A 24,263-nucleotide genomic window follows, 5' to 3' on the forward strand; every position below is an offset into this window, starting at 1 on the left:
CCGTCACTTCAGCACCGGCGCGTCGACCGCGTCCGACAGCCACTGCTTCTCCAGCCCGGCGAGCGTGCCGTCGGCGCGCAGCTGCGTCACGGCCGCCGACACGCACGGGGTGAGCTTGCTGCCCTTGTCCAGGACCAGCCCGAACTGCTCGGTCGGGCCGCCCGCCGAGTCGAGCTGCCCGACGACCTTCGCGTCCTGCACCTGCGCGCCGGTGATGTAGAAGGCGGTCGGCAGGTCCACCACGATCCCGTCGACCTGGCCGTTCTTCAGCGCGGCCACGGCGAGGTCGTTGCGCTGGAAGACCGCCGGCTGCCGGGCCGGCTTCACGACGCCGGTGACGGTGTCGAGGCTGGTCGTGCCGACCTGGGCGCCGAGTTTGGCCTGCTTGAGGTCCGCCAGCGTGGTGGCGCCGGCGATCGGTGAGCCCTTGCGGGCGACGACGGCCTGCCGGACGTCGTAGTAGCCGGGGGAGAAGTCGACGGTCTTCCTGCGCTCGTCGCTGATGGACACCTGGTTGATGTCGAAGTCGAAGTTCTTCACGCCGGGGGAGAAGGCCGAGTTGAACGGCACGGTCTGCCAGACCACCTGGCCCGGCCCGAACCCGAGCTGCTTCGCGACGGCGTAGGCCACCGCGGACTCGTAGCCCTTGCCGTTGGCGGGCTTGTCGTCGGAGAACCACGGCCCGTACGCCGGGTTGTCCGTCCCCACCGTGAGCTTGCCCGCGGTGCGGGTGGGCAGCGAGGCGGCGCCGCACGAGGAGGTGGCCGCGTTCGTGGCGGACGTGCCGCTCGCGGGGGCCGACGGCGTGCCGGAGGAGGAGGTGTCGCTCTGCGGGGAGCAGCCGGTGAGGGCCGCGGTCAGGGCCGTGCCGAGGAGCAGGACGGCGGCGGCGAGGACCGGGCGGCTCGGGGACGGCGGTTTCACGGGACTCATGGCCGGACCCTGGCATCGCGACGGCTCGACTGTCCACGGGATTGAGCCGGTTGTCCGGATGGCGGACGTTTGTGTCCGGGGTGTTTCGCGGTGCCGCCCCAGGTGGCGCCCGGCGATCGCGGCCCGGCGGCGCCGGCCCGGGGCGCGGGAGCCGGCTGTCCGTCAGGGCGCCACGGAATCCATCGATTTCGGTGATCGATGAGACGGCGAGCATGTGTGGGACTCATCGATCGCCGCCGGACGAGACTGCTCGTGCGACGGACCGGCCGGTGTTCCCGTCGCCGTCCAGCGGGCACCCGGCGCCGCCGGGGCGACGATCGGCGCCCCGCGTCTCGAGGTGAGCTGGGACGACGGCGCCACCTGGCGTCCCGTCACCGTCCACCCGGCCGGTGGACGGTCGGCGGCGCACGCCGACCTGACCGCGCCCCGGGACGCGTCGTCCGCGACGCTGCGCGTGCAGGTCGCGGCGGGCGACGGCAGTTCGCCGACCCAGACCGTCACCCGGGCCTTCGGCGTCGGGGCGGGGAGCTGACGACCGGAGCGCGGCCGCGCACCCGGTGACGGGCGGCGGCCACCGGAGGACCGTGAGGTCCCGGTGGCCGTCCCCCGAGGGGGTCAGCCCGTGGAGCCGCGCACCACCAGTTCGGGGGCCAGTACGACGTCGCCCGCGTCGCCCGCGCCGCTTTCGAGGAGCGTCAGCGAGGCCTCGACCATGCCGTCGGCGACCGAGCCGAGCGTGGTCAGCCCCGGGGCGGCGGTCTCCGAGAGGAACGTTCCGTCGAAGGTCGCGATCGCGTAGTCGTCCGGTACGCGCTTGCCGGCGTGCTGGAGCGCCGTGAGCAGGCCGACCGCGACGACGTCGGCGGTGCAGATGACCGCGTCGGTCCGCCGCGGGTCCGCGAGCAGGTGCCCGGCCGCCTCGATGCCGCTGGCGACCGTGAAGCTGGGCATCTCCAGCACCCGGTCGCCCGGTCCGGCCAGCGCGCGGAAGGCCGCGGTGCGCTCGATGCTGGAGGACGAGTCCTCCTGCGCGTCGACCAGCAGGATGCCGTGCCGCCCCCGCGACCGCAGATGCTCGACCAGCAGGCGCACTCCCGCGGCGTTGTCGAGCCGCACCGACGGCGCCTCCACCCCGCGCGCCCTGCGGTCGACCTGGACGACGCGGCCGGAGCGGGCGAGTTCGGCTATCGCCGCGCCGCTGCGCTCGTAGGCCGCGGGCACGACGAGGACGGCGTCGACGAGCACCCGGTCCATGCCGCCGAGCTGGCGCCGCTCGATCTCCGGGCTCTCGTCGGTGTCGATCGTCACCAGGCGCTTGCCCAGGTGGCCGAGGCGGCGCGAGTACGCCGAGACCAGCTCGGCGAAATACGCGTTCGCGATCGCGGGCACGACCAGCGCGACGGCATCCATGGACTGGACCCGCAGGGCACGGGCGGCCGCGTTGACCTTGTAGCCCAGCACCTCGCACGCGGCGCGCACGCGCTCGGCCATTTCCGGGTCGACATTGCGCTGCACCCCGGAGAGCACCCGGCTCGCGGTCGTGACGGACACCCCGGCGCGCGCGGCCACGTCCTTCAAGCTCACGCGCGCGCCCATCCCGATCCCCTCCGTGTCCGGCGCCGATGCTAGCAGGGAGGTCCGCACCGGGCCGTTGACGAGGAGGAAGGCCCCGTGCTTTCCTTTGGAAATGCATTTCCCAGAGGAGAATCTACCGCAAACACCTCCAGAACGCCGCGCGGGCGAGCGCCTCGTGGGCGGCGGGGAAGTGCTCGTCGTCGGTTCCGTCAACCTCGACATCGGCTACCGGCTCGACCGCCTGCCGCGCGACGGGGAGACGGTCCGGGCGCGCGGCCGCTTCCAGGCCGGGGGCGGGAAGGGCGCGAACCAGGCGCTCGCCGCGCGGCGCCTGGGCGCCCGGGTCTCCCTGCTCGCCAGCGTCGGGCGGGACGCCGGTCCGGCCCTCGCCGACCTCGCGGCCGCCGGGGTCGACCTCGCCCCGGTCCTGCGGCACGACGACGCCGCCACCGGTTCCGCGGTGCTGCTCGTCGGCCCGGAGGACAACTGCATCGTGGTCGACGCGGGTGCCAACGACCTGCTGCGGCCCGAGCATGTCCGCGCCCTCGCGGCGGCCGGGGCGCCGCCCGCCGTGGTGGTGACCAACCACGAGGTGCCCGCCCCGGTGGTGGAGGCGGCACTGCGTGCCTGGGCCGGGCGGGCGCGCGTGCTGCTCAACCCGTCGCCGGCACGCGCCCTCGACCGCGAGCTGCTCGCGCTCGTCGACGTCCTCGTACTCAACGCCGGGGAGCTGGCCGACCTGCTCGGCCTCGGCCCGGCCCCCGCCACCCCCGAGGCGGTCGCGGCCGTCCTCGGCGGCGGCGTCCTCGGCGACTGCGTCGTCACCCTGGGCCACGGCGGCGCCGTCGTCTCCGAGCGCGGCATCCTTACGTACGTACCCGCGTTCCGGGTCGAGGCGGTGGACACGGTCGGCGCGGGCGACGCCTTCCTCGGCGCCCTCGCCGCCGGCCTCGCCGCGGGCCGGGCCCTCGGCGCGGCAGCCGTACGGGCGTGCGCCGCGGCCGCGCTCGCGGTGACCGCGCCCGGCGCCCGCGGGGCCGTACTGAGCCCGGAAGCCGTCGACGCCCTCGTGGCCCGCGAACCGGCGGCCGCCGGAAACCGACCCACCCCCTGACCCTTCACCAGCCCTCCAGCGAAAGGCGCACGTCCATGAGCAATGCGGCTCAGCAAGGACGACGAGGCACCACCGTCGAGTCGAACGGCGTCAACCCCGTTCCCGACGCCGAACGGCGCGGGCAGCCCCGCGGCCTGTTCGCCGTCTGGTTCGCCTGGAACATATCGATCCTCGGCGTCAGCTACGGCATCTTCGTCTTCGGCCTCGGCCTGAACGTCTGGCAGACGATCGTGGCGGGCACCATCGGGTATCTCGCCTCGGCCGCCCTCGTCGGCATCCTCGCGGTCGGCGGCCCCCGCACGGGGCTGCCGACGCTCACCCAGACGCGCTTCGCCTTCGGCATCAAGGGCAACCGGATCCCCGCGTTCTTCGCCTACCTGTCCAACATGGGCTGGAAGGTGACGATCATCACCCTCGCCTCCAGCACCGGCGCCCACCTCTTCGCGAAGCTGTGGCCGTCCGCTTTCGCGAGAGACGACGGTTCGAGCACCACCCCGGCGCTCGCGCTGTGGTTCGTGGTCGTGCTCGCGGTGACGATGACGGTCGCCGTGCTCGGGCACCAGCTCATCATGCGGATCGAGGTGTGGATCTCGTGGCTGACCGGCGTCATGACGGTGGCGTTCCTCGGGTTCGTGCTGCCCGAGATCGAGTGGTCGCACCTCGGCGACCCCCGCGCGGGCGGCCCGCTGGAGTTCGTCGGCGGCGTCATCATGGCGATGACCCTCGTCGGCCTGGGCTTCCTCAACTACGGCGGTGACTTCGCGCGCTACCTCCCGCGCGAGACCAGGGCCCGCGGTGTGGTCGGGTGGACGGTCGCCGGGCTGAGCGCGCCGGTCGTCGTCATGCTCGTCGTCGGGGCGCTGCTCGTCGGCGGGGACCCGAAGCTCGGCGGTGCCACGGCCGCCGACCCGGTCGGAGCGCTGACCGCGCTGCTGCCCATGTGGTTCTTCGTCCCCTTCTCCGTCGTGATCGTCATCTCGCTGGTCTCCGCGGCCATCACCGGGATGTACAGCTCCGGTCTCGCGCTGATGGCCGTCGGCGTCCCGCTGCGCCGCTCCGCGACGACCGCGATCAACGCCACGATCATCGCGGCCGGTGCCTTCTACCTGGAGTTCGTCTCCACCTCCTTCCTCGCGACCTTCCAGTCGTTCCTGTCGCTCATCGCCGTGATGATGGGATCGATGGGCGCGATCCAGCTGGTCGACTTCGTCCGGCAGCGCCGCCTGGGCTGGAACACCGACCTGGCCGAGGCGCGCGGGTACGGTGGGCGCGACGGGCGGTGGACGGCGATCACGAGCCTGGTCGTCGCCACGGTCCTCGGCCTCGGCCTTGTCACCAGCTCCGACCCGAACTTCGCGAAGATCACCGGCTTCCTGCTCACATCCGGTGCGCAGGACGGGGTGTTCGGCGCGAGCGGGCTCGGGATCGTCATCGCCATGGCGATCGCCGGGGCGCTCTACGCACTGCTCACCTTCGGGCTGCGCCTGGACCCGAAGCCCGACTACTCGCTCGCGACCTCCGCAGCCGGTGGCAGCGGCAGCGGCAGCCCGGTGGTCCCTCCCCGCGACGCGCCCGGCCGTGCCCCGGCCGACGCGACCGACCGCTGACCGAACCGGTGGCGGCGGGGCCGCCCGCCGCCACCTGAGGAGCTGACATCCGTGTCCGCACACGAGACCGCGCTGGAGCGGTTCCGGCATCCCGACCCGTGGCATTCGCCCGCCACCTACTGGTTCTGGCACCACCTGCCCGGCCGGGACACGATCCGCACCCAGGTCCGGCAGATGCACGACGCCGGGATCCGCGGCTTCCAGGTGCAGGCCCGCCTGTCGTACCCGATCGAGGGCTACCTGGACGAGGACTACCTCGCCGCCTGCCGCTGCGCCGTCGAGGAGGCCGCGCGGTACGGGATGGTCGTCGGCATCTACGACGACTACAACTGGCAGACCGGCCACGCCGGCGGCCGCGCGGTGGAAGGGCACGACGAGCTGCGCGAGCGGCATCTGTTCTGGGTGCGGATAGGCCCGGGGGAGGACGCCGGGACGCTGGGCGGCATCCGCTCGGCGACCGAGGACCTGGGCCCGGCCGCGATGCGCTGGCACTACGAGGGCGGCGCGGTCGAGTGGGCCGACTGGCGGACCGAGTACGTCCTCGTCACGGCCGGACCGCACGGCCCGGTCGCCGAGCGGCCGGACCTCGTCGACCGGCTGCGGGGCGCCGCCGACGGGTGCAGCGTCCACCTCGCCGAGCCCGTCCCGGACGGGGCCGGGACGATCGTCCTGGTCTCGGCCCGGTGCGCCACCTCCCGGCTGGTCAACCCCGTCGACCCGGCCGCCGTCGACCGCTTCGTCGAGGCCGGCTGCCGGCCGTTCGCCGACGCCCTGGGCGACTTCTTCGGCAGCACCGTCGCCTACATGTTCTTCGACCAGCCGCACGCCGTGTACTACGACTGGGAGGGCCGCACCGGCGATCTGCGCTCGGCGATGCCCTTCCACGCCCGCCTGGCCGCCTCGATCCGCGAGCGCTGGGGCGAGCGCACGCCCGACGTGCTCGCCGCGGTGCTGGACGGGGACGAACCGGAGCAGCTGGCCCTGCGCGCCCAGTTCTACGAGCACTTCAGCGCCTACGCGACACGGACCTTCCTCGGCCGGCTGCGGGACTGGAGCCACGCCCACGGCCTGCTCCAGTCCGGCCACGAGGTGCTCGGACACGTCGGCGGCTGGCGGCTGGACACCGCGTTCGCGCACTGGGACCTGCGGGTGAACTTCGGGCTCGACCACTTCGGCGTGGACGGGTACCGGGATCTGACGGCGGTGGACGCCCAGGACGGCGTCGCGCAGCTCAGCCCGGTGTTCGGCGACTCGGTCGCCCGCCACCACGGCCGCAGCGGCACGATGGTCGAGCAGTACTTCCTCACTCCGCCCGAGGGCGGCGCGCCGTGGTCCGGCCACTGGGGGCTGGGTCTGCAGGAGCTGCGTACCACCGCGATCACCCACCACCTGCACGGCATGCGGCAGATGATCTTCCACGGCTTCTACCAGACCCACGGCCACGGTGGGGACCACGAGTCCATGAGCAACCCCCGCTTCGACTTCCCCCCGGGGATCAACTTCGAGCCCTGGTTCGCCGACCACCACCCGCGGTTCGCCCTGGAGAGCGCGCGGCTGAGCGAATTCCTGGAGCCCGTGACACCCCGGGCCGACGTCGCGGTCCTCTACCCGCTGCGCACGCTGTGGACGCAGGGGCAGCTCGGCGCGGCGGCCCGTGCGACCGGTGACTGGACCCGTGCCCTCACCGAGGCCGGGGTCGGATTCCACCTCGTCGACGAGCGCGACATCGAGGCCGCGACCGTGACGGAGGGCGCCGTCCACTTCGGCGGGCGGCGCTACCGGGCGCTCGTCCTGCCCGCCGTGACCACGCTGCGCTCCGCCGCGGTGCTGCGCCGGATCCGCCGCATCGCCGAGGCGGGGGTACGGGTGCTCGCCGCCGGAGCCACGCCCGGCGTCTACCAGGAAGGGCCGCAGACCGCCGCGGCGGACTGGGCGGAGCTGGCACCCTCGGTGGAGGCGCCGGACGCGGTCCCCGGTGCGAGGACGCTGCGCGGACTCGTCCCGTACGACCCGGACGTGCCCGAGGTGCGCACGCCGGAGGGCTCGGCGGTGCGCTGGCGCGGAGGCCCGGAATCCCCCGGGGCCTTCCGGTTCGCCTGCTTCGCCGACCCCGGGGCCGGGGCCGGGGCGACGGTGGACGTCCGGCTGCCCGAGGGGGTCTGGCGCGTCGAGGAGTGGACGGCCGCCGACGGCGGCGTGCGCGACCTCGGACCGGCTGAGGGCACGGTCGCGTGGCGGCTGGAGCCGAACGCCCTGCGCCTGCTGTGCCTGCATCGCGGCCCGCAGGCCCTGCCCGGCGCGGTGGCGGCCGCCGAGGGGCCGGACCCCGACGGCGCCGCCTGGTCACAGCCGCGGGAGCTCGTGTGCGGGTGGTCCCTGGAGATCCCCGGCGACGCCCACGAGGAGGCGGGCACGAGCCGCCCGATCGCGGTCACGCACGGCTGGGAGGGCCAGGGCCTTCCCTCGTTCGCGGGCCCCGCCGACTACGTACGGCAGATCACGCTCGACGCGCCGGCCACGCTGGAACTGACGCTTCCGGCCGTCGCCGGAGGGGCGTCGGTGTCCGTCAACGGGGCGAGGGCCGGGGACCGCGGCTGGTCGCCCTACCGTTTCACGATCCCCGCGGGCTGCCTGCGACCGGGCCCGAACGAGCTGCGCATCCGCCTCACCCCTCCGGCGGCGAACCGCTATTACGCCGGCACGGGCCTGCGCACCGCCCCCGAGCCCTGCGGGCTGCTCGCGCCGCCCGTGCTGCGCAGCCGGGACGCGCCGCCCGCGCCGGGCACCGGCCGCTGACCCGGCCGGGCCCGCAACGGCACCCGCACCCGCACCTGTATGCGCATCCGCCCCCGTACGACAGAAGGCTGCCGACCATGCTCAAGGGGATCGACCCCCTGCTCTCCCCGGACCTGCTCCACGCGCTCGCGTGCATGGGCCACGGGGACACCGTCGCGCTCGTCGACCGGAATTTCCCCGCCCACTCCGTGAACGGGCGCGTGATCCGCCTCGACGGCGCCGATGTCGTCTCCGCGGGCCGGGCCGTACTCGGGCTCCTGCCGCTCGACACGTTCGTCCCCGAACCCGTCGCACGGATGGAGGTCGTCGGGGACCCCGGCAGCCGGCCGCCGGTGCAGGCGGAGTTCCTCGCCGTCGTGACGGAGCAGGCGGGCCGGCCCGTCGCCGTCGAGGCGCTGGAGCGCCAGGCGTTCTACGACCGCGCCCGCGCCGCCTTCGCCGTCGTGATCACCGGCGAGGACCGGCCGTACGGCTGCTTCCTGCTGGCCAAGGGCGTTCTTCCCGAGTTCGCACCCGCGTGACGCCGGGGTTCCCTGTGCTGTACGGGTGCCGCTCCCTGCTCCGGGGCCCTGCGATGATCGGTGCATGCGCGCGGCCCGGCTCCTCTCCCTCGTCCTCCTGCTGCAGAACCGGGGCAGGCTGACGGCCGGTGAGCTGGCCGCGGAGCTGGGCGTGTCGGTCCGGACCGTCTACCGGGACATCGAGTCGCTGAGCGGCGCGGGCATCCCGGTCTACGGCGACTCCGGGCACCACGGCGGCTACGAGCTGCTCGGCGGCTACCGCACTCGGCTGACCGGGCTGCACGCCGACGAGGCCGAGTCCCTCTTCCTCGCCGGGCTGCCCGGCGCGGCCGACGACCTGGGACTGGGCGAGGTGCTCGCCGCGGCGCAGCTCAAGCTGACCGCCGCGCTGCCCGCCCCGCTGCGGGACCGGGCGGGGCGGGTTCGCGAGCGCTTCCACCTCGACGCCCTCGGCTGGTACCGCGAGCAGGATTCCCCGCCCGAGCTGGTGGCGCTCGCCGGAGCCGTGTGGAACCAGCGGCGGATCCGTGTGCGCTACCGCCGCTGGGCGGAGCCCAAGGAGGTCGAGCGCGCGCTCGACCCCTACGGGCTGGTCCTCAAGGCGGGCGTCTGGTACCTCGTCGCCGCGGTGGACGGCGCGGTGCGGACCTACCGGGTGTCCTCGATCCTCCGCCTCGACGTCACCGAGGACGGCTTCGAGCGACCCGGCGGCTTCGACCTCGCCGCCCACTGGCAGGAGTACCTGGCCGCCTACGACGCGCGCAGGCTCCGGCTTCAGGCCCGCGTCCGGTTCGCCCCCACGCTGCTGCCCGCGCTGCCGGACCGCCTGGACGCGGCCCTGGTCCGCGCGGTCGAGGCCTCGGCGGGGCCGCCGGAGGCGGACGGCTGGGTCACGGCGACGGTGCCCCTGGAATCGGTCGGCCTGGCGGTGCCGACGCTGCTGTCCCTCGGGCCTGACATCGAGGTGCTGGCCCCCGAGGAGCTGCGCCGCGCGGTCGCGGACGCGGCCGCAGCGGTGCTCGGCCGGTACCGGCGGGGGGACGGCGACCGCAGCAGCAGCCCGGCGGACAGCGTCGCCAGCAGCCCGAGAGCGGCCAGCACCCCGAAGCCGTAGCGCGTGTCGCTGTGGTCGGTGACCGCCGCGACCAGCAGCATCACGGCGACCGTGGCCGCCAGCCCGCCCCCGTTCGCCAGCCCGAAGACCCTGCCCACCGTCGCGTCGTCGGCCGACGCCATCAGCATGGTCCGGGAGGCGATCCGGGCCTGCCCGAAGAAGAACGCGCCCAGCGGCACCGCGACGAGGAAGCCGGTGAGCCCGAACTCGCTCTGCAGCACCAGACCGGCGTCGCAGACCAGGAAGCCCGCGACGGCGATCCGCAGGTCGGGGCTGCGCCTGCTGACGATCCGGTAGCCGCCGGCCGCCGCCAGGAAGCCCAGCGAGCCGAGCGCGTCCACGACGCCGAACGCCCCCGCGCCGCAGTGGAGTTCACCGATGAGGGCGGTGGGCAGCAGGGCGTTGAAGACCGTGACGACCACGCTCCCCTGGGCGTAGAGCAGGATGAAGCGGCGCATCCGCAGCGGCCCGTGCGGGGCAGCGGGCGCTGGAGCCCCCGCAGGGGCGGCCGCCGTCGGCTTCCCGTCCGGCCGCCGCCCCACCGCCACGACGCAGAGCGCGGAGACGGCGAAGGTCGCGGCGTTGAACACCAGCAGCGGCACGGCGCCGAAGGCCTGGACGCACAGCCCGCCCACCGTCGCCGACAGCAGCATCCCTGCCTGCGTCCCCATCTCGTAGCGGGCGTTGAACCGCCGCAGCCGCTCCGCGGGCACCCGCTCCTTGATCAGCGCGGAACTGGCCGGCAGGAAGAGGGCGCTGACGACGGCGAGCGCCAGGTTCGCACCGTAGATGCCGGGCGCGGGGGAGCCGCCGCAGACCAGCCACAGCGGCAGCGCGAGGGCCAGCGCCGCGCTGGTGGCGTCGCAGCCGATCCACAGGGTCCGGCGGTCGAAGCGGTCGGCCATCCGCCCGAAGAAGGGCGACAGCAGCGCCTGCGGTCCGGCGACGGCGATGAAGAGCCAGCCCACGGCCGTCATGGTCCGCTGCTCCCTGATCATGAGCAGCGCGCCGACGATGAGCTGGACGTTGTTGCCGAGCGCGGTGGCGAAGGCGGCGGGCACGAGCAGCCGCTCGGCCCGGCGGGAGGATTGGTGAGCCAGGTGCATGGCACCACTGTCCGTAGGTCTGCTGACATCTTCTGTCAGTGAAGTGGAACTCGCGTGCACCGGGGATCCGTTGCGGTGCCGGAACCGCGTGGGGCCGCTCGGGGGGCGCAGCCCCGATCCGGGTCAGGCCGGGAACGCGGGGCTTCCCCGGAGCGGGGGCGGAACCCCTGATGCCGCGTCACCACGGCGCCGTGGTGCGCCACCTGGCCCGGAGGCCCCGGCGCGGTGCCCCGGCGCGGTGCCCCGGGACCGGCAGCCCGGCGCGGGCAGGCGCTGCCCCGGCCGGGCGGGAGGCCATGGTCGCGGGATACGCCACCACGCGGCCCCGGCCCCGGCTCGGGGCCTCCGGCCGGGGCTGCGCCAGGCGCATGACTCCGGGTGCGCCGCCCCCGCCCTGCGCGCGCTTCCGGCCCTCACACGCCGGGCCGCGCGCCCTTACGCCGTCCGGGTGAGGCGCCCGCGCCGCGCGCGGGCGCCGGGCAGGCCGGACACCCTGCGTGGGCCGGGCCCGGCCGGCACCCGGTTGCCGGTCGCCGGGTCAGCCCTGACGATGAGGTGGGGACAGGAGGTCGCAGCCATGAGCCTGTACTTCGCCAACGCCCTCCCCGACCTGGTGGACGACGCGCTGGCCGGTTTCGCCCTCGCCCACGCGGACACCGTCCGCTGGGACGAGCGGGACGGCTATCTGTGCGCGCTGCGGCCCGCCCCGGCACGCCGCGTCGGACTGGTCTCCGGCGGCGGCTCCGGGCACGAGCCGCTGCACACCGGGTACGTCGGAGCCGGCATGCTGGATGCCGCCTGCCCGGGACGGGTCTTCGCCTCGCCGCACAACCGCCAGGTCTTCGCCGCGGCCCGCTCGGTCGCCCGCGAGGACGGGGTGCTGCTGCTGGTCAAGAACTACACCGGGGACCGGATCAACTTCGGCATCGCCGCCGAGCGGCTCGCCCACGAGGGCATCCGCTGCGGGCGGGTGCTGATCGACGACGACATCGCCTCGCAGTCCGCGGATTCCGCCACCGGGCGGCGCGGCACCGGCGCGGCCGTGCTGGTCGAGAAGATCCTCGGCGCCGCCGCGGACACCGGCCGCGGCCTGGCCGAGCTCGAAGCCCTCGGCACCGAGGTCGTGGCCCGGTGCCGGAGCCTCGCTGTCGCGTCGGCCCCGCACACCTCGCCGGTGACCGGAGCGCCCGCCTTCGAGCTGCGGTCGGGGACGCTGGAGTACGGCGTCGGCATCCACGGCGAGCGCGCCGCCCGCACGCTCAGGTCCCGCTCGCTGCGCGACCTGGCCGAGGAGATGGTCGCCTCGCTGGCCGACGCGCTCGGCCTGGGCGGCAGTTCGCGGCTGATCGTGCTGGTCAACGGCCTCGGCGGCGTCACCAGGCTGGAGCTGTACGCGGTGCTGCGGGAGGTCGCGCGGCTGCTGGACAAGCGCGGCGCGGAGACCGTACGGGTCCTCGTCGGCGACTTCGTCACGGCGCTGGACATGCGCGGCTTCTCCGTCACGCTCCTCGACGCCGACGACGAACTGCTGCGGCTCTACGACGCGCCGGCCGCCACCCCGGCCTGGCCCGCCACTCCGGCGCCGCCCGACTGGCCGGGCGAGGTGCCGCGGATCCCGGGAGAGGCACCATGAGCGACACGACCATGCGACCCGAGCACACCGGCCCCGGCCCCGTGGCCTTCGCGGCCTTCACCGAGCGGTGGGTGCGCGCCTTCGCGGCGACGGCCACGGCGACCGAGTCCGAACTGACCGCGCTCGACCAGCAGGTCGGCGACGGCGACTTCGGCACCAACCTGGTCGCCGGCCTGCAGTCCGCCCTGCGTCTGCTGGACGCCCCGCCCACGCCCGGGTCCGGCCCCGTGCCGCCGCTCGGGGCCGCGGCGAGCGCCTTCCTGGACGAGGTGGGCGGCACCAGCGGACCGCTGTTCGGCCTGCTCTTCCAGGAGATGGCCACAGCGGTGCGGGACGGCGCCGCCGTCGCGCCCACCGCCGCGCTCGCGGCGGGGGTGCGCGACGGCCTCGCCGCGATCCAGCGGGTCGGCGAGGCGGAGGTCGGCGACAAGACGCTCGTCGACGCCCTCGCCCCGGCCGCCGCGGCCCTGGCCGCGGCCACCGGCGCCGACCCGGCGCAGGCCCTCGGCGAGGCGGCGGGCGCGGCGTGGCGCGGGGTGCACGGCACCGCCCGGATGACCGCCCGGCGCGGCCGCGCGAGCTATCTCGGCGACCGCGCGGCCGGCGTGCCCGACCCCGGCGCGGTCGGTGTCGCCCTGCTCTTCACCGCGGCCGCGGGCCCGGTCACCGTGCTCGCCCCGCTGCTGCCCTGAGCCGCGGCGCGGCGCCGGACGGACGGGCCCGCGGCGCGGCTCAGTGCGGATGGGTCCGCGCCGCCCGGCGCTCCGCCCACGCGGTGACGTCCCGGTCGTCCAGCCGGTCGACCCACAGGTCGACGTCCCCCACGACGCGGTTGCCCGGCCACGGCCCCACGCCGAGGATGCGCAGCCCGGCGCGGCGCGCCGCCTGCACACCGCACGCGGAGTCCTCGACGGCGAGGCAGCGCTCCGGCGCCGCCCCGCACAGCCGGGCGGCGGTGAGGTAGACGTCGGGCGCGGGCTTGGGGCGCACCCCGTCGTCGGGCACCACCAGGTGGTCGAAGAAGGACAGCAGCCCCGCGGCGGACAGGCAGGTCTCGACGACGTCGGCCGGGCAGTTGCTGGCGACGGCGAGCGGCGCGAACGCCGCAGCCCGGCGGACCAGTTCCGCCGCGCCGGGCATGGTCGCGGCGTTCTCGGCGACCAGCGCCCGGAAGTGGTCGAGGAGCGCGCCGGTCAGCTCCTCGGCGAGGTCCGGTCGGCCCGCCTCGTCGGCCATGAGCTGGCCGCACTCGGTGTAGTGCACGCCCTTGGCGCGCTCGGCGAAGCCCGGTGCGGCGCGCAGCCCGTGGTCGCGGAGCGTCAGTTCGCGGGCGTCCTGCCAGTTCCGCTCGGTGTCCATGAGCGTGCCGTCGCAGTCGAAGACGACCGCGTCCGGCGTCCAGGCCAGCAGGGCGGGGCGCTCCGCGGAGCGCGCGGGTGCGGGAAGGTCGGTCGCGGCGGCGTGTTCGGCCGGCGCGGTGCGCGCGGCCGCCGCGCCCTGCGCGGGTGACGGTGCGGGCGCGGGGACGGGCGCCGCTGCCGTCGACGTGGCGGCGGACTCCGGCGCGGACGGCGGGGAAACGGAAATGCGGTGGTCGTTCATTGGCGAGAATTCCGTTCGGGAATGCCCGGGCACACGGGCAGGAAGGGGATTCGGCCCGCCTGCCCGGGCGGGGAGGTGCGGCCCCGCGCACCGCGCGGCAGCGAGATGCGGGAAAAGGCACGCGAAGGGATACCCGGTGGTCGCCCGCGCCACCGGGCGTCACCAGGAACATAACGATCGTTACGTTATGGACGGGCACCGGGAGTGGTCAAGCAATTCTCCGGTGTGAAGAATCGTGTCGCGTGCGCCGCGCCCCCTTGTGTGCAGTTCATATCACCGGAAACCGAGAGCGCCGTATGCCGTCACCGTGCTGCCCTGCCGGATCCGGAATGCGCACGTGCGGTGGTGGGCCACGGCGTCGATCCGCGGCGCCGGGGCGTATTCGGTGAAGCGCACGGCGGCCATGACGGCGCTGACGGGCCGCAGCAACTGCCCGCCGGTCGCCTCCGCGGCGCTCTGCCGCGCCGCCTCCAGCAGCACCATGCCGGGCACGTGGTCGCTGGCGTGGTCGAAGAAGAAGGGGTGGGCGGGGTCCGTCGGGTCCACCGTGAGCCCGCCGGCCCCGTGTGCCACGACCACGTCGGCGGCGCGCGCCACGCCGAGAAGTGCGGGAGCGGGCCGCGCGCCCGGCCCCGGTGGCGGCTGCGGGGCGCCGAGCCGGTCGCCGCGCACGGCCGCGTACTTCTCCTCGGGCAGGAACCGCGCACCCCCGCCCGCCTGTGCGAACATCCGCCCGCCGGCCCGGAAGGAGACCTCCAGCCGCAGCGCGGCGAGCGAACCGTCGCGACGCTGCCGCGGGTCGGTCACGCGTATCGCACAGCTGATCTCGGTGTGCCCGGCGAGCGCGGGCGGCTCCTGCTCGGGATCCAGCGCGAAGCGCAGGTCGTCGATGATCATGCGGGTCGCGGGCGGCACGCCGAACCACCGCAGCGGCAGGTAGATGCCGAGCTGGCGCAGTGTCTCCACGACGAGCAGCGGGCTGTGCCGGCCCGTGCCGTCGGCGGGGAAGGTGGTGTGCGGATACGGCCAGCAGGCCGCGGCGCGGAAGCCGCCGGCCGGACCCTCCCTGACGTCCGTCAGCAGCACCTCGGTGACTGCCCTGCGGTGCACCAGCTCCCGGGGAACGGGGTGGGACCAGGTCAGATCCGGGGCGCGGCCCCAAGAGGACGAAGGACCGGCCAGATTCTTCATATGACAAGAAAAACCCGCGTCCGGAGAATTCGCACCCGCATTGCTTCGTGCATGTAACGGAGGGAAGTCGGTCACGCGCTAGATTGCTGCCACCATTGGCGACCGCCGCCACCGCGCGGCGGGCGGAAATTGCGGAGTGGACGTGCAGGAACGGGCCGAGGCGACGCGCAGGTACCTGGTGGAAGCCGCGGCGCGGCTTTTCGAGGAACGCGGATACGCCGGCACGAGCATCAGCGACATCAGCGCGCAGTCCGGCCGCACCAGCGGTGCCATCTACTTCCACTTCAGCAACAAGGAGAAACTCGCCCTCGCGGTCGTCACCGCGACCCTCGACACCTGGCCCGCGAAGATCGCCCAGGTCCGCGCCTCGCCCGCGCCGGCCCTGGACAAGATGGTGTCGCTGAGTTTCGCCGTCGCCCGCGCCTTCCGCGACGACGTCGTCGTACGGGCCGGGTCCCGGCTCTGGATGGAGCGCCGGGCGATCGAGGCCCCCGTGCCGGGCCCGTTCGCCGCGTGGACCGAGACGGTCACCGGACTGCTGCGCGAGGCGCGGGAGTCGGGTGAGCTGGCCCCGGGGATCGCGCCGGACACCGCCGCGCTGACCGTCGTCTACGCCTTCTTCGGCCTGCACACCGTCTCCGAGGCCCTCGACGGCAGGGCCCGCATCGAGGAGCGGCTGCACGGCATGTGGGAGGTGCTGCTCCCCGCGCTCCAGGCCGAGCCCGACCCCGCCGGGCTGCTCGCCCGCGTCCATGCCGCCGAACCTGCCGGGCCGGCCGAAACTGCCGGGCCGGCCGAGCCCGTCCCGCTGCCCGCCTGACCGGCCGTCAGGGCCGGCGGGCGCCCGGCCCCCGTGGCACTTCGGCGGGGCGTCAGGCGCCGTACAGCCGCGCGGTGTTGTCGCGGGGCGCCGGGCGGCCACGGCCCGCGGGTCCCTCGGCGAAGGCTGTCAGGACGTTCTCGGTGACCCGGGTGACGAAGCGCCCGGTGCGCGCGTCCATGCCGTGGTCGCGGCCGTCGAGGTTGGTGCCCGCCATCAGGGCCTCCACCCAGCGCATCGTGCCGGAGGCGAAGACCCCCGCCCCGCCGGGCGTCGTGCAGTAGGCCGAATCGGCGTGGCTCGGGCGGCCCTTGCAGGTCAGCGGGGAGTGCGCGATGATCTCCAGGGGCCCTGGGGCGGGGTGGCGCGGCATGACCCGGTCGTACTCCACCCCCACCAGGTGGTCGAAGCTCTCGCCGCGGCGGACCCCGGTGCCGCGGAAGATCCAGTGGTCGGCGTTCTCCACCACGTAGGGCGCGTCGACGGGGAAGCCCTCGTACATCACGCCGGTCAGCGACGACTCCGGGTCCGCGCCCGGCCCGGCGCGGAAGTCGGTGGTCGCCATGTCCGGGTGCCGGGCGAGGTACGGGTCGGCGTGGAAGGCGTTCTTGTAGCAGACCACCGTGCGGTCGGCCGTGCCGTCCGGGCCCGGCTCCAGCCGGACGCGCCGGTAGCAGGTGTTCGCGCCGAGGAAGACCAGGTTGGTGCCCGCGTCCCGGGCCGCCGTGACGTGCGCGCGCTGCTGCGGCGTCCAGTACTCGTCGTGCCCGAGCGCCACGGCCGTGGTCGCGCCGTGCAGCACTGCCGGGTCGCGGTGCACGTCCAGCCCGGTGGTGTACGCCAGCGGGATGCCCGACCGCTCGGCGAGCACCACGGCCCCGCGCTCGTAGGCCAGGAACTTCTCCGCGCCGCTCGCCGCGTAGGGCCGGTCGAACGTCACCGCGAGCGAGCGGTGCTCGTACGTGCCGTCCCGACCGCGGTAGAGGCTGTAGCCGCCCCACTCGTTGTACGCCTGCCAGGTCGCGGCGGCGTGCATCAGCAGTGTGCGGCCCGCCGCCCGGGCGGAGCGGACGATCAGCGGGACGTACCGGTTGAAGCCGGTGTCCGCCTCCAGCCGCAGCAGGTACGCCCCTTCGGGCCAGCCGTCGGCGGTCACCTCAAGGCTCCGCTCCCACCCGGCCGCGACGGTCCGCCGGGCGACGGCCAGCCGCGCCCGCCCCTGCCGCCCGCCGGCGACCGGCCCCGAGACCCACACCCGGGTGGCCTGCGCGCCGCCGTACCAGCCGACCCGGAGGGCGGAGACGCGGAAGGTGCGGGCCGTCGTCGACACGTACAGCCCGAAGCGCTCGCCGGGCAGCACGCTGGCCCGGTCGGCATAGCCCTGGACGGCGTCGTCCGGCCCCATGGGGCCGAGCTGCCACTCGGCGGGGGCCCGGCCGGTCCTGCGGGGCGCGGGGGCAGGGCCCGAGCTGCACCCGGCGGTGAGCGCCCCGGCACCGGCGGCGAGCAGCACCCCGCGCCGGGTGGCCCGCCCCGCCGCCACCCCGCTGCCGGACCCGATGGCGGTCGCGGGCGCCGAGGCCCTTGCGGACCCCGGCCCGTCCGCGGGCGTGCCCCCCGCACCGCCCTGCACAAGGGCGCCCACCGCTCAGCAGATCCGCGGCAGCTGCTCGCCCAGTGGCAGGTCGACCACCCGCGTGCCGCCGAGGCCCGTGCGGGCCACGACCATGCCCGGGTGCTCCGCCACCGCCTCGCCGATCAGGGCGGCGTCCGCGCCCAGCGGGTGGGCGCGCATCGCGGCCAGGACGGCGTCGGCGTGCCCGCGCGGCACGAAGGCCACCAGCCGCCCCTCGTTGGCGACGTACATCGGGTCGAGCCCCAGCACCGCGCACGCGTTGGCGACGGGCGGCGGCACCGGCACGCTGCGCTCCTCCAGCACCACGCCGGTCCGCGACGCCGCCGCGATCTCGTTGAGCGACGCCGCGAGCCCGCCCCGGGTCGGGTCGCGCAGCACGTGCAGATCCGGGGTGACGGCGAGCATCGCCTCGACCAGACCGCCCAGCGGCGCGGTGTCGCTCTCCACCTCCACCCCGAACTCCAGGCCCTCGCGCATGCTCAGCACCGCAACGCCGTGCGCGCCGACCGGACCGCTGACGATCACCACGTCACCCGGCACCACGCGCTGCGGCCGCAGGTCGACGCCGGGCGGGATCAGCCCGATGCCCGCCGTGTTGAGGTAGATCCCGTCGCCGTGCCCGGACTCGACGACCTTGGTGTCGCCGGTGGCGACCTCCACGCCCGCCGCCCGCGCCGCCGCCCCGATCGCCGCGGCGACCCGGGCGACCACCGCCATCTCCACGCCCTCCTCCAGGATGACGGCGCAGGACAGGTACGCGGCCCGGGCGCCGCTCATCGCCAGGTCGTTGACGGTGCCGTTGACGGCCAGGTCGCCGATCGAGCCGCCGGGGAAGAACAGCGGGCGCACCACGTACGAGTCGGTCGAGAAGGCCAGCCGGGCGCCGCCGAGCGTGACGGCCGCCGCGTCGCCGAGCTGCGCCAGCACCTCGCCGCCGAACGCCGGCGCGAAGACGTGCTCCACCAGCTCCGCGGACATCGCCCCGCCGCCGCCGTGCCCCATCACCACCCTCGGCTGGTCGCGCAGCGGCGCGGGGCAGGACCACGACAGCATGTCCACCGGCGCGGGCCCGGCCGGTGCGGGAAGGGCCTGTGAGAGGCCGGACTTCTCAGACAACGGAGGTCGCCTCCCGGCGCGCCGGGGCGGCACCGAGCCGCCGGTAGAGGTAGTACGCCGCGCACGCGCCCTCGCTGGAGACCATCGTGGCGCCCAGCGGTGTGCGCGGGGTGCAGACGGTGCCGAACGCCTCGCACTCGTGCGGCTTGAGCAGCCCCTGGAGCACCTCGCCCGCCCGGCACTCCGCGGGCTCCACCGTGCGGATGCCGTCCACCGAGAAGCGGTGCTCGGCGTCGAACTCCCGGTAGCGCTCGGACAGCCGCCACCCGCTGCTCGGAATCACGCCGATGCCCCGCCACGCCCGGTCGGTCACCTCGAAGACGTCGTCGAGCATCGCCCGGGCCGCCGGGTTGCCCTCCTCGCGCACCGCCCGCGCGTAGGCGTTCTCGACGGTGTGCTCGCCGCGCTCCAGCTGGACCACCGTGCGCCGCACGCCCTCCAGGATGTCCAGCGGCTCGAAGCCGGTGACCACGATCGGCACCCGGTGCCGCTCCGCCAGCTCCGGGTACTCGCCCGTGCCCATCACGCTGCACACATGGCCCGCCGCCAGGAAGGCCTGCACCCGGCAGTCGGGCGAGTTCATGATCGCCTCGATCGCGGGCGGCACCCGCACGTGCGACACCAGCAGGCTGAAGTTGCGGATGCCGAGCTTGCGCGCCTGGTGGACCGTCATGGCGTTGGGCGGCGCGGTCGTCTCGAAGCCGATGCCGAAGAACACCACCTGCCGGTCCGGGTTCTGCTGCGCGATCCGCAGCGCGTCCAGCGGCGAGTACACCACCCGCACGTCACCGCCCTCGCCGCGCACCCCGAACAGGTCGCGCCCGGTGCCCGGCACCCGCAGCATGTCGCCGAACGAGCAGAAGACCACGTCCGGGCGGGAGGCGATCTCCAGCGCCTTGTCGATCACTTCGAGCGGGGTCACGCACACCGGGCAGCCGGGGCCGTGGATCAGCTCGACCTCGTCGGGCAGCAGCTGGTCGATGCCGTGCCGGATGATGGTGTGGGTCTGCCCGCCGCACACCTCCATCAGCGCCCAGGGGCGCGTCACGGTGGCGCGGATGCGGTCCAGCAGGCGCCTGGCCAGGTCCGGGTCCTGGAATTCGTCGATGTACTTCACCGCAGGCCCTCCCGCGTCGCCCCCGTGCCGTGCTCCACTGCCGCGCCCTGCGCCGCGGCCTCCCACGCGTCGCCGAACTCCTCCTGCAACATGCCGAGTTCGGAGAACAGCTCCAGCGTCCGCAGCGCCGACTCCTCGTCGAGCCGCTGGAGCGCGAAGCCCACGTGCACGATGGCGTACTCACCGACCTCCAGGTCCGGCAGGTACTCCAGGCACACCTCCTTGACCACACCGCCGAAGTCGACACTGGCCATCCGGGTGCCGTCCCGGTCCTCGATCTCCAGCACTCTGCCGGGCACCGCCAGGCACATGGGCTCTCCTCGCTCCTGTGGAACTGCTGCGGGACTGCTGCGGGTGTGGGGAATGCGGCACGTCGTCAGGCGCCCGCCGAGGTGCGGCGAGCGGCGACCACCAGCTGGCCGAGCGCGAGGCCGCCGTCCCCCGGTGGGACGAGGCGGTGCGCCAGCACCGTGAAGCCGTCGGCGCGCAGCCCGCGGGCGCACGCCCGGGCCAGCAGGGCGTTGCCGAACACCCCGCCGGACAGCACCACGGTCTCCAGCCCGTGCCGCTCGCGGGCGGCCGCGCAGCCGCGCCGTACGAGACCGGAGACGGCGGCGTGGAAGCGCGCGGCGACCGTGCCCGCACCGGCGCCCGCCCGCAGGTCCGCGAGCACGGCCGCCAGCACCGGGCCCGGCTCGGCGACGAGTTCGGCGTCCGTGCCGGGCCGCAGCCCGAAGGCGTAGCCGGCGCCGTCCGCGGTGGCGCCGGGGCCCGCCGCCACCGCCGCGGCCTCCAGCTCCACGGCGGCCTGCGCCTCGTAGCCCGCCAGCTGGCACACCCCGGCGAGCGAGGAGACCGCGTCGAAGAGCCGTCCCATGCTGGAGGTCGGCACGCAGTTCATCCCGCGCTCCAGCTGCCGCTCCAGCACCCGCAGCTCGTCCGCCGGGCAGGCCACGACCGGCGCCAGCCCGCCGTCCCAGCCCAGGCCCGCGGCCCGCAGGTGCGCCAGCGCCATCCGGTACGGGCGGCGCACCGCCGCGTCGCCGCCCGGCAGCGGCACGTACGCCAGCCGGCACCAGCGGGTGAAACCGGCGTAGTCGGCGAGCAGGAACTCCCCGCCCCACACCGCCCCGTCGTCGCCGTAGCCGGTGCCGTCGAAGGCCACACCGATGACCCGACGGGTGCCGTCGAGCCCGTGCTCGGCCATGGCGGCGGCCACGTGCGCGTGGTGGTGCTGCACGCGCACCAGCGGCCGGCCGTCGCGGTGGGTCTGCGCCCACCGCGCCGAGCGGTAGCGCGGATGCCGGTCGGCGGCCAGCAACCGCGGGCGCACCGCGGTGACCTCCGCCAGCTGCTGCCCGGCGCGTTCGAAGGCGGCGAGGGTCGCGGGGCCGTCCATGTCGCCGATGTGCGCCGACAGCCAGGCGCGCCGCCCCTCGCCGAGGCACAGCACGTTCTTCAGGTCGCCGCCGACCGCCAGGGCGGGCGTGACGTCCACCGGCAGCGCGACCGGCAGCGGCGCGTAGCCGCGCGAGCGGCGCACCGGCGAGACCTCGCCGTCCACGACCCGCACCACCGAGTCGTCGCAGGGCACCCGGATCGGCCGGTCGTGCACCAGCAGGGCGTCCGCGAGCGGGCCCAGCTTCGCCACCGCCTCGGCGTCGTCCGTGACGATCGGCTCCCCGGAGACATTGCCGCTGGTCATCACCAGCGCCGCGGGCCCCTGCGGGTCGCCGGGCAGCCCCAGCAGCAGGTGGTGGACGGGTGTGTACGGCAGCATCACCCCGATGTCGGGCACGCCCGGCGCCGCCGCGCCGCCCGCCCCGGGCCGCCGCCCGCGCAGCAGCACGACCGGCCGCACCGCCCCGGCCAGCAGCTCCCGCTCCCGCGGGGTGGTCCGCGCCAGCCGCTCGGCTCCCGCCAGGTCCCGCACCATCACCGCGAAGGGCTTCCCGCCCCGCGCCTTGCGCTCCCGCAGCCGCGCCACCGCCGCGGCGGCGTCCGCGTCGCAGGCCAGGTGGTAGCCGCCGAGGCCCTTGACGGCGACGACGGCGCCCGCGGCCAGCAGCGCCCGGGCCGCGGCGACCGGATCGCCGCCCGGGGCCTCGGCGTCGGGCACCACCAGCCGCAGCCGGGGGCCGCAGTCGTGGCAGGCGATCGGCTGGGCGTGGAAGCGCCGGTCCGCGGGGTCGGTGTACTCCGCCGCGCACGCGGGGCACATCGGGAAGCCCGCCATCGTGGTGTGGACGCGGTCGTACGGCAGCCCGGTCACGATCGTCAGCCGCGGCCCGCAGTTGGTGCAGCTGATGAAGGGGTGCCGGTACCGCCGGTCGGCCGGGTCGGCGAGCTCGGCCAGGCAGTCCGCGCAGGTCGCGGTGTCGGGCGGCACCGTCGTCCGGACCGGTCCCGCGCTGCGCGAGGGCACGATGGCGAAGCCGGCACCTCCCGCCGGGGCCAGGTCGCACCGCTGCACCGACTCCACCGCCGCGAGCGGCGGCGCGTCCGGCCCGACCCGCTCGCAGAAGCGCGCCACCGCGCCGGTCGGGCCCTCCACCTCCACCAGCACGCCCTCGCCGGTGTTGGTGACCCACCCGGTGAGCCCGAGCCCGGTCGCGAGCGCGTGCACGTACGGCCGGAAGCCGACGCCCTGCACGATGCCCCGCACCGTCACCCTGCTGCGCAGCAGGCGCGGGGCGGCGGCCGGCTCGGCGAGGCCGGTCATGACTCGGCGGCCACCGGGCCGGACACCCCGGCGTCCGCCCGCCCGTGTCCGGGGCCGGCGTCCTCGTGGCCCGGGGTGCGCGCGTGCGCGTGCCCGGCGTCGAGGCCGGGGGAGTGGTCGTGCCCGGCGTCGAGGCCGAGTGAGCCGGGGGAGTGGCCGTGACCGGCGTCGTGGCCGCGGGCGTGCTCGTGCGGGAGCCCGCCGTCACCGGCGTGTGCCGGTTCGGCGCAGGGCGCGTGCGCCGGGCCGGGGGCGGGCGCCGCGGTGTGTCCGTGGCCGGGGCTGTCGGCGCGAGCGGGCTCGGCGCCAAGCGCGTACGCCGGTGCGTCGACGTGGACGTGTGCCGGTCCGGCGGCGTCCGCGTGCGCCGGCCCGTGCCCCCGGGCGGGCGCGTGACCGTCGTCGTGGGCGTGGGTGTGACCCGCCGCCGCCCCGCTGCGGGCCATGACCGGGGAGTGCCGCGGGCCCCCGGCGGCCACGGCCGCGGCCCGCTCCAGCAGGGCGCCCGCGCCGAGCCCGTCGCGCACCGAGGTCAGCAGCACCTCCACCCCGGGGTTGACCTGCGCGACGTTGGCGCGGAAGGCGGCCTCGTCGAAGTCCGCCGCCTGCGCGAGGTCGGTCTTCGTCACCACCACCAGGTGCGCGAGGCCGAAAGCCGCCGGGTACTTGAGCGGCTTGTCCTCGCCCTCGGTGACGGACGCGAGCACCACCCGCAGCGTCTCGCCGAGGTCGTAGGAGGCCGGGCACACCAGGTTGCCGACGTTCTCGACGAAGAGGATCGCGGTGCCGTCCGGCAGCCAGCCGTCCAGGTGGCGCGCGAGCATGTGCGCCTCCAGATGGCACAGCCCGTCGGTGAGCACCTGCTTGACGGGGGCTCCGGAGCGAGCGAGGCGCCGCGCGTCGTTCTCGGTGGCGAGGTCGGCGGTGAGCGCGGCGACCCGCAGGCCGCGGCCGGCCGCGAGCAGCAGCTCCTGCTCCAGCAGCGCGGTCTTGCCGCTGCCCGGGCTGGACAGCAGGTTGACCACCGCCGTGCCGCGGGCGGCGAGTCCGGCGCGCAGCGCCTGGGCGCGGGCGTCGTTGCCCGCCAGGACGGCCTGCTGGAGGTCCACCACTCGGCACATGCTTCAGCGCTCCTCGCCGCTCGGTCCGGCCGCGGCCGCGGCCGGCGGTGTGCCGCCGCTCGCGAACCGCACCCCGGTGATCTGCAGTTCACGGCCGCTCAGCAGCTCGGCCGCGGCCGATCCGCACGCCGGGCAGCACAGGTCGGGCGGCATCCCGACCGCCCACTCGCCGGCGCACGGCGCGCACCTGGCGCGCCCCGGCACGGTCTCGGTGAGCAGCTCGGCGCCCTCCAGCACCGTGCCCTCGCAGCCCAGTGCGAAGCCGAAGGACAGCGCGTCGGGCACCACCCCGGCAAGCTCGCCGACCCGCAGGTGCACGCTGTGCACGCCGGTGGCGCCGGCGGCCCGAGCCGCCTCCTCCACCTGCCCGATCACCGCCATCGCGATGGACATCTCGTGCATAGTCGTCTTCTCCGCCGGCCGTCCCCGCCGCCCTCCAGTCAAGGACCCGGCGTCAGCGGCCGACCGCCGCCACGCCGTCGCGGCAGCGGCCGGTGACCCGATCGGCGCAAGAGCGGGCGGCGCTGCCCGCAGCCCCG

At 75.5% G+C, this 24,263-nt stretch carries 19 protein-coding genes and 2 pseudogenes; 9 read left to right on the plus strand and 12 right to left on the minus strand.

Annotated features, from left to right (window positions below):
- Window positions 1–3 precede the first annotated feature (3 nt).
- Entirely contained in the window at window positions 4–933 is a 930-nt protein-coding gene (locus IH54_RS0115460) for an ABC transporter substrate-binding protein (protein WP_031517057.1), read from the minus strand.
- A gap of 214 nt (window positions 934–1,147) precedes the next feature.
- Between IH54_RS0115460 and IH54_RS0115465 the strand changes: the two genes are divergently transcribed.
- Entirely contained in the window at window positions 1,148–1,465 is a 318-nt protein-coding gene (locus IH54_RS0115465; protein ID WP_031517059.1) for a hypothetical protein, read from the plus strand.
- An 83-nt stretch (window positions 1,466–1,548) separates the two neighbouring features.
- Here the strand turns inward: IH54_RS0115465 and IH54_RS0115470 are convergent, their stop codons facing one another.
- Window positions 1,549–2,517, minus strand: coding sequence for a LacI family DNA-binding transcriptional regulator (locus tag IH54_RS0115470; RefSeq protein WP_234343536.1), 969 nt, complete (start codon window positions 2,515–2,517; stop codon window positions 1,549–1,551).
- Between the two features lie 166 nt (window positions 2,518–2,683).
- Between IH54_RS0115470 and IH54_RS0115475 the strand changes: the two genes are divergently transcribed.
- The 5 genes from IH54_RS0115475 (at window position 2,684) to IH54_RS43155 (ending at window position 9,660) form a co-directional block, all read left to right on the plus strand.
- Window positions 2,684–3,622: a PfkB family carbohydrate kinase gene (locus tag IH54_RS0115475; RefSeq protein ID WP_031517063.1), complete on the plus strand. Its 939-nt coding sequence runs from the start codon at window positions 2,684–2,686 to the stop codon at window positions 3,620–3,622.
- Between the two features lie 35 nt (window positions 3,623–3,657).
- Entirely contained in the window at window positions 3,658–5,229 is a 1,572-nt protein-coding gene (locus tag IH54_RS0115480) for a purine-cytosine permease family protein (RefSeq protein WP_078862228.1), read from the plus strand.
- 51 nt (window positions 5,230–5,280) lie between these two features.
- On the plus strand, window positions 5,281–8,025 hold the full coding sequence (locus tag IH54_RS0115485; protein WP_052397479.1) for a hypothetical protein: 2,745 nt from the start codon (window positions 5,281–5,283) through the stop codon (window positions 8,023–8,025).
- Window positions 8,026–8,102: 77 nt separating this feature from the next.
- Window positions 8,103–8,546 (plus strand): RbsD/FucU family protein, encoded by a 444-nt coding sequence (locus IH54_RS0115490; protein WP_031517068.1) that lies wholly within the window; start codon window positions 8,103–8,105, stop codon window positions 8,544–8,546.
- Between the two features lie 64 nt (window positions 8,547–8,610).
- Window positions 8,611–9,660, plus strand: a complete 1,050-nt coding sequence (locus IH54_RS43155) for a helix-turn-helix transcriptional regulator (RefSeq protein ID WP_031517070.1) — start codon at window positions 8,611–8,613, stop codon at window positions 9,658–9,660.
- Window positions 9,661–9,743: 83 nt separating this feature from the next.
- On the opposite strand, the pseudogene IH54_RS46830 reads toward IH54_RS43155, so the two are convergent.
- Window positions 9,744–10,766 (minus strand): annotated as a pseudogene (locus IH54_RS46830) (MFS transporter); the annotation flags it as partial.
- Between the two features lie 577 nt (window positions 10,767–11,343).
- Between IH54_RS46830 and IH54_RS0115505 the strand changes: the two are divergent.
- Both IH54_RS0115505 and dhaL read left to right on the plus strand, forming a co-directional pair.
- Window positions 11,344–12,399, plus strand: a complete 1,056-nt coding sequence (locus IH54_RS0115505; RefSeq protein WP_052397481.1) for a dihydroxyacetone kinase subunit DhaK — start codon at window positions 11,344–11,346, stop codon at window positions 12,397–12,399.
- Window positions 12,396–13,091, plus strand: a complete 696-nt coding sequence (gene dhaL / locus IH54_RS0115510) for a dihydroxyacetone kinase subunit DhaL (protein WP_420711758.1) — start codon at window positions 12,396–12,398, stop codon at window positions 13,089–13,091. The genes IH54_RS0115505 and dhaL overlap by 4 nt, the downstream gene beginning before the upstream one ends.
- A 40-nt stretch (window positions 13,092–13,131) precedes the next feature.
- On the opposite strand, the gene IH54_RS0115515 is transcribed toward dhaL, so the two are convergent.
- Both IH54_RS0115515 and IH54_RS0115520 read right to left on the minus strand, forming a co-directional pair.
- The gene (locus IH54_RS0115515) at window positions 13,132–13,809 is read right to left on the minus strand and encodes an HAD family hydrolase (RefSeq protein ID WP_031517078.1); all 678 of its coding nucleotides are present in this window, start codon (window positions 13,807–13,809) and stop codon (window positions 13,132–13,134) included.
- Window positions 13,810–14,274: 465 nt separating this feature from the next.
- Window positions 14,275–15,192, minus strand: a complete 918-nt coding sequence (locus tag IH54_RS0115520; protein ID WP_063762308.1) for a ScbA/BarX family gamma-butyrolactone biosynthesis protein — start codon at window positions 15,190–15,192, stop codon at window positions 14,275–14,277.
- A gap of 142 nt (window positions 15,193–15,334) precedes the next feature.
- On the opposite strand from IH54_RS0115520, the gene IH54_RS0115525 reads away from it, so the two are divergent.
- Complete coding sequence (locus tag IH54_RS0115525) at window positions 15,335–16,012, plus strand: ScbR family autoregulator-binding transcription factor (RefSeq protein WP_052397486.1); 678 nt, start codon at window positions 15,335–15,337, stop codon at window positions 16,010–16,012.
- Between the two features lie 52 nt (window positions 16,013–16,064).
- On the opposite strand, the gene IH54_RS0115530 is transcribed toward IH54_RS0115525, so the two are convergent.
- The 7 genes and pseudogenes from IH54_RS0115530 to IH54_RS0115560 form a co-directional block, all read right to left on the minus strand.
- Window positions 16,065–17,657, minus strand: a complete 1,593-nt coding sequence (locus IH54_RS0115530; RefSeq protein WP_234343537.1) for a N,N-dimethylformamidase beta subunit family domain-containing protein — start codon at window positions 17,655–17,657, stop codon at window positions 16,065–16,067.
- 3 nt (window positions 17,658–17,660) lie between these two features.
- Window positions 17,661–18,701, minus strand: coding sequence for a hydrogenase expression/formation protein HypE (hypE, locus tag IH54_RS0115535; protein ID WP_078862230.1), 1,041 nt, complete (start codon window positions 18,699–18,701; stop codon window positions 17,661–17,663).
- A 55-nt stretch (window positions 18,702–18,756) separates the two neighbouring features.
- A complete protein-coding gene (gene hypD, locus IH54_RS0115540) occupies window positions 18,757–19,881 on the minus strand; it encodes a hydrogenase formation protein HypD (protein ID WP_031517088.1) in 1,125 nt (374 codons plus the stop codon).
- Window positions 19,878–20,192, minus strand: coding sequence for a HypC/HybG/HupF family hydrogenase formation chaperone (locus IH54_RS0115545; protein ID WP_031517090.1), 315 nt, complete (start codon window positions 20,190–20,192; stop codon window positions 19,878–19,880). The genes hypD and IH54_RS0115545 overlap by 4 nt, the downstream gene beginning before the upstream one ends.
- Window positions 20,193–20,257: 65 nt before the next feature.
- Window positions 20,258–22,603: a carbamoyltransferase HypF gene (gene hypF / locus IH54_RS0115550; RefSeq protein WP_031517092.1), complete on the minus strand. Its 2,346-nt coding sequence runs from the start codon at window positions 22,601–22,603 to the stop codon at window positions 20,258–20,260.
- A 347-nt stretch (window positions 22,604–22,950) separates the two neighbouring features.
- A pseudogene (gene hypB / locus IH54_RS0115555) lies at window positions 22,951–23,724 on the minus strand (hydrogenase nickel incorporation protein HypB); the annotation flags it as partial.
- A gap of 3 nt (window positions 23,725–23,727) precedes the next feature.
- On the minus strand, window positions 23,728–24,126 hold the full coding sequence (locus IH54_RS0115560; protein ID WP_031517095.1) for a hydrogenase maturation nickel metallochaperone HypA: 399 nt from the start codon (window positions 24,124–24,126) through the stop codon (window positions 23,728–23,730).
- Between the last annotated feature and the right edge of the window lie 137 nt (window positions 24,127–24,263).

Source organism: Streptomyces sp. NRRL F-5123 (assembly GCF_000721495.1).
In the GTDB taxonomy this organism is placed as follows: domain Bacteria; phylum Actinomycetota; class Actinomycetes; order Streptomycetales; family Streptomycetaceae; genus Actinacidiphila.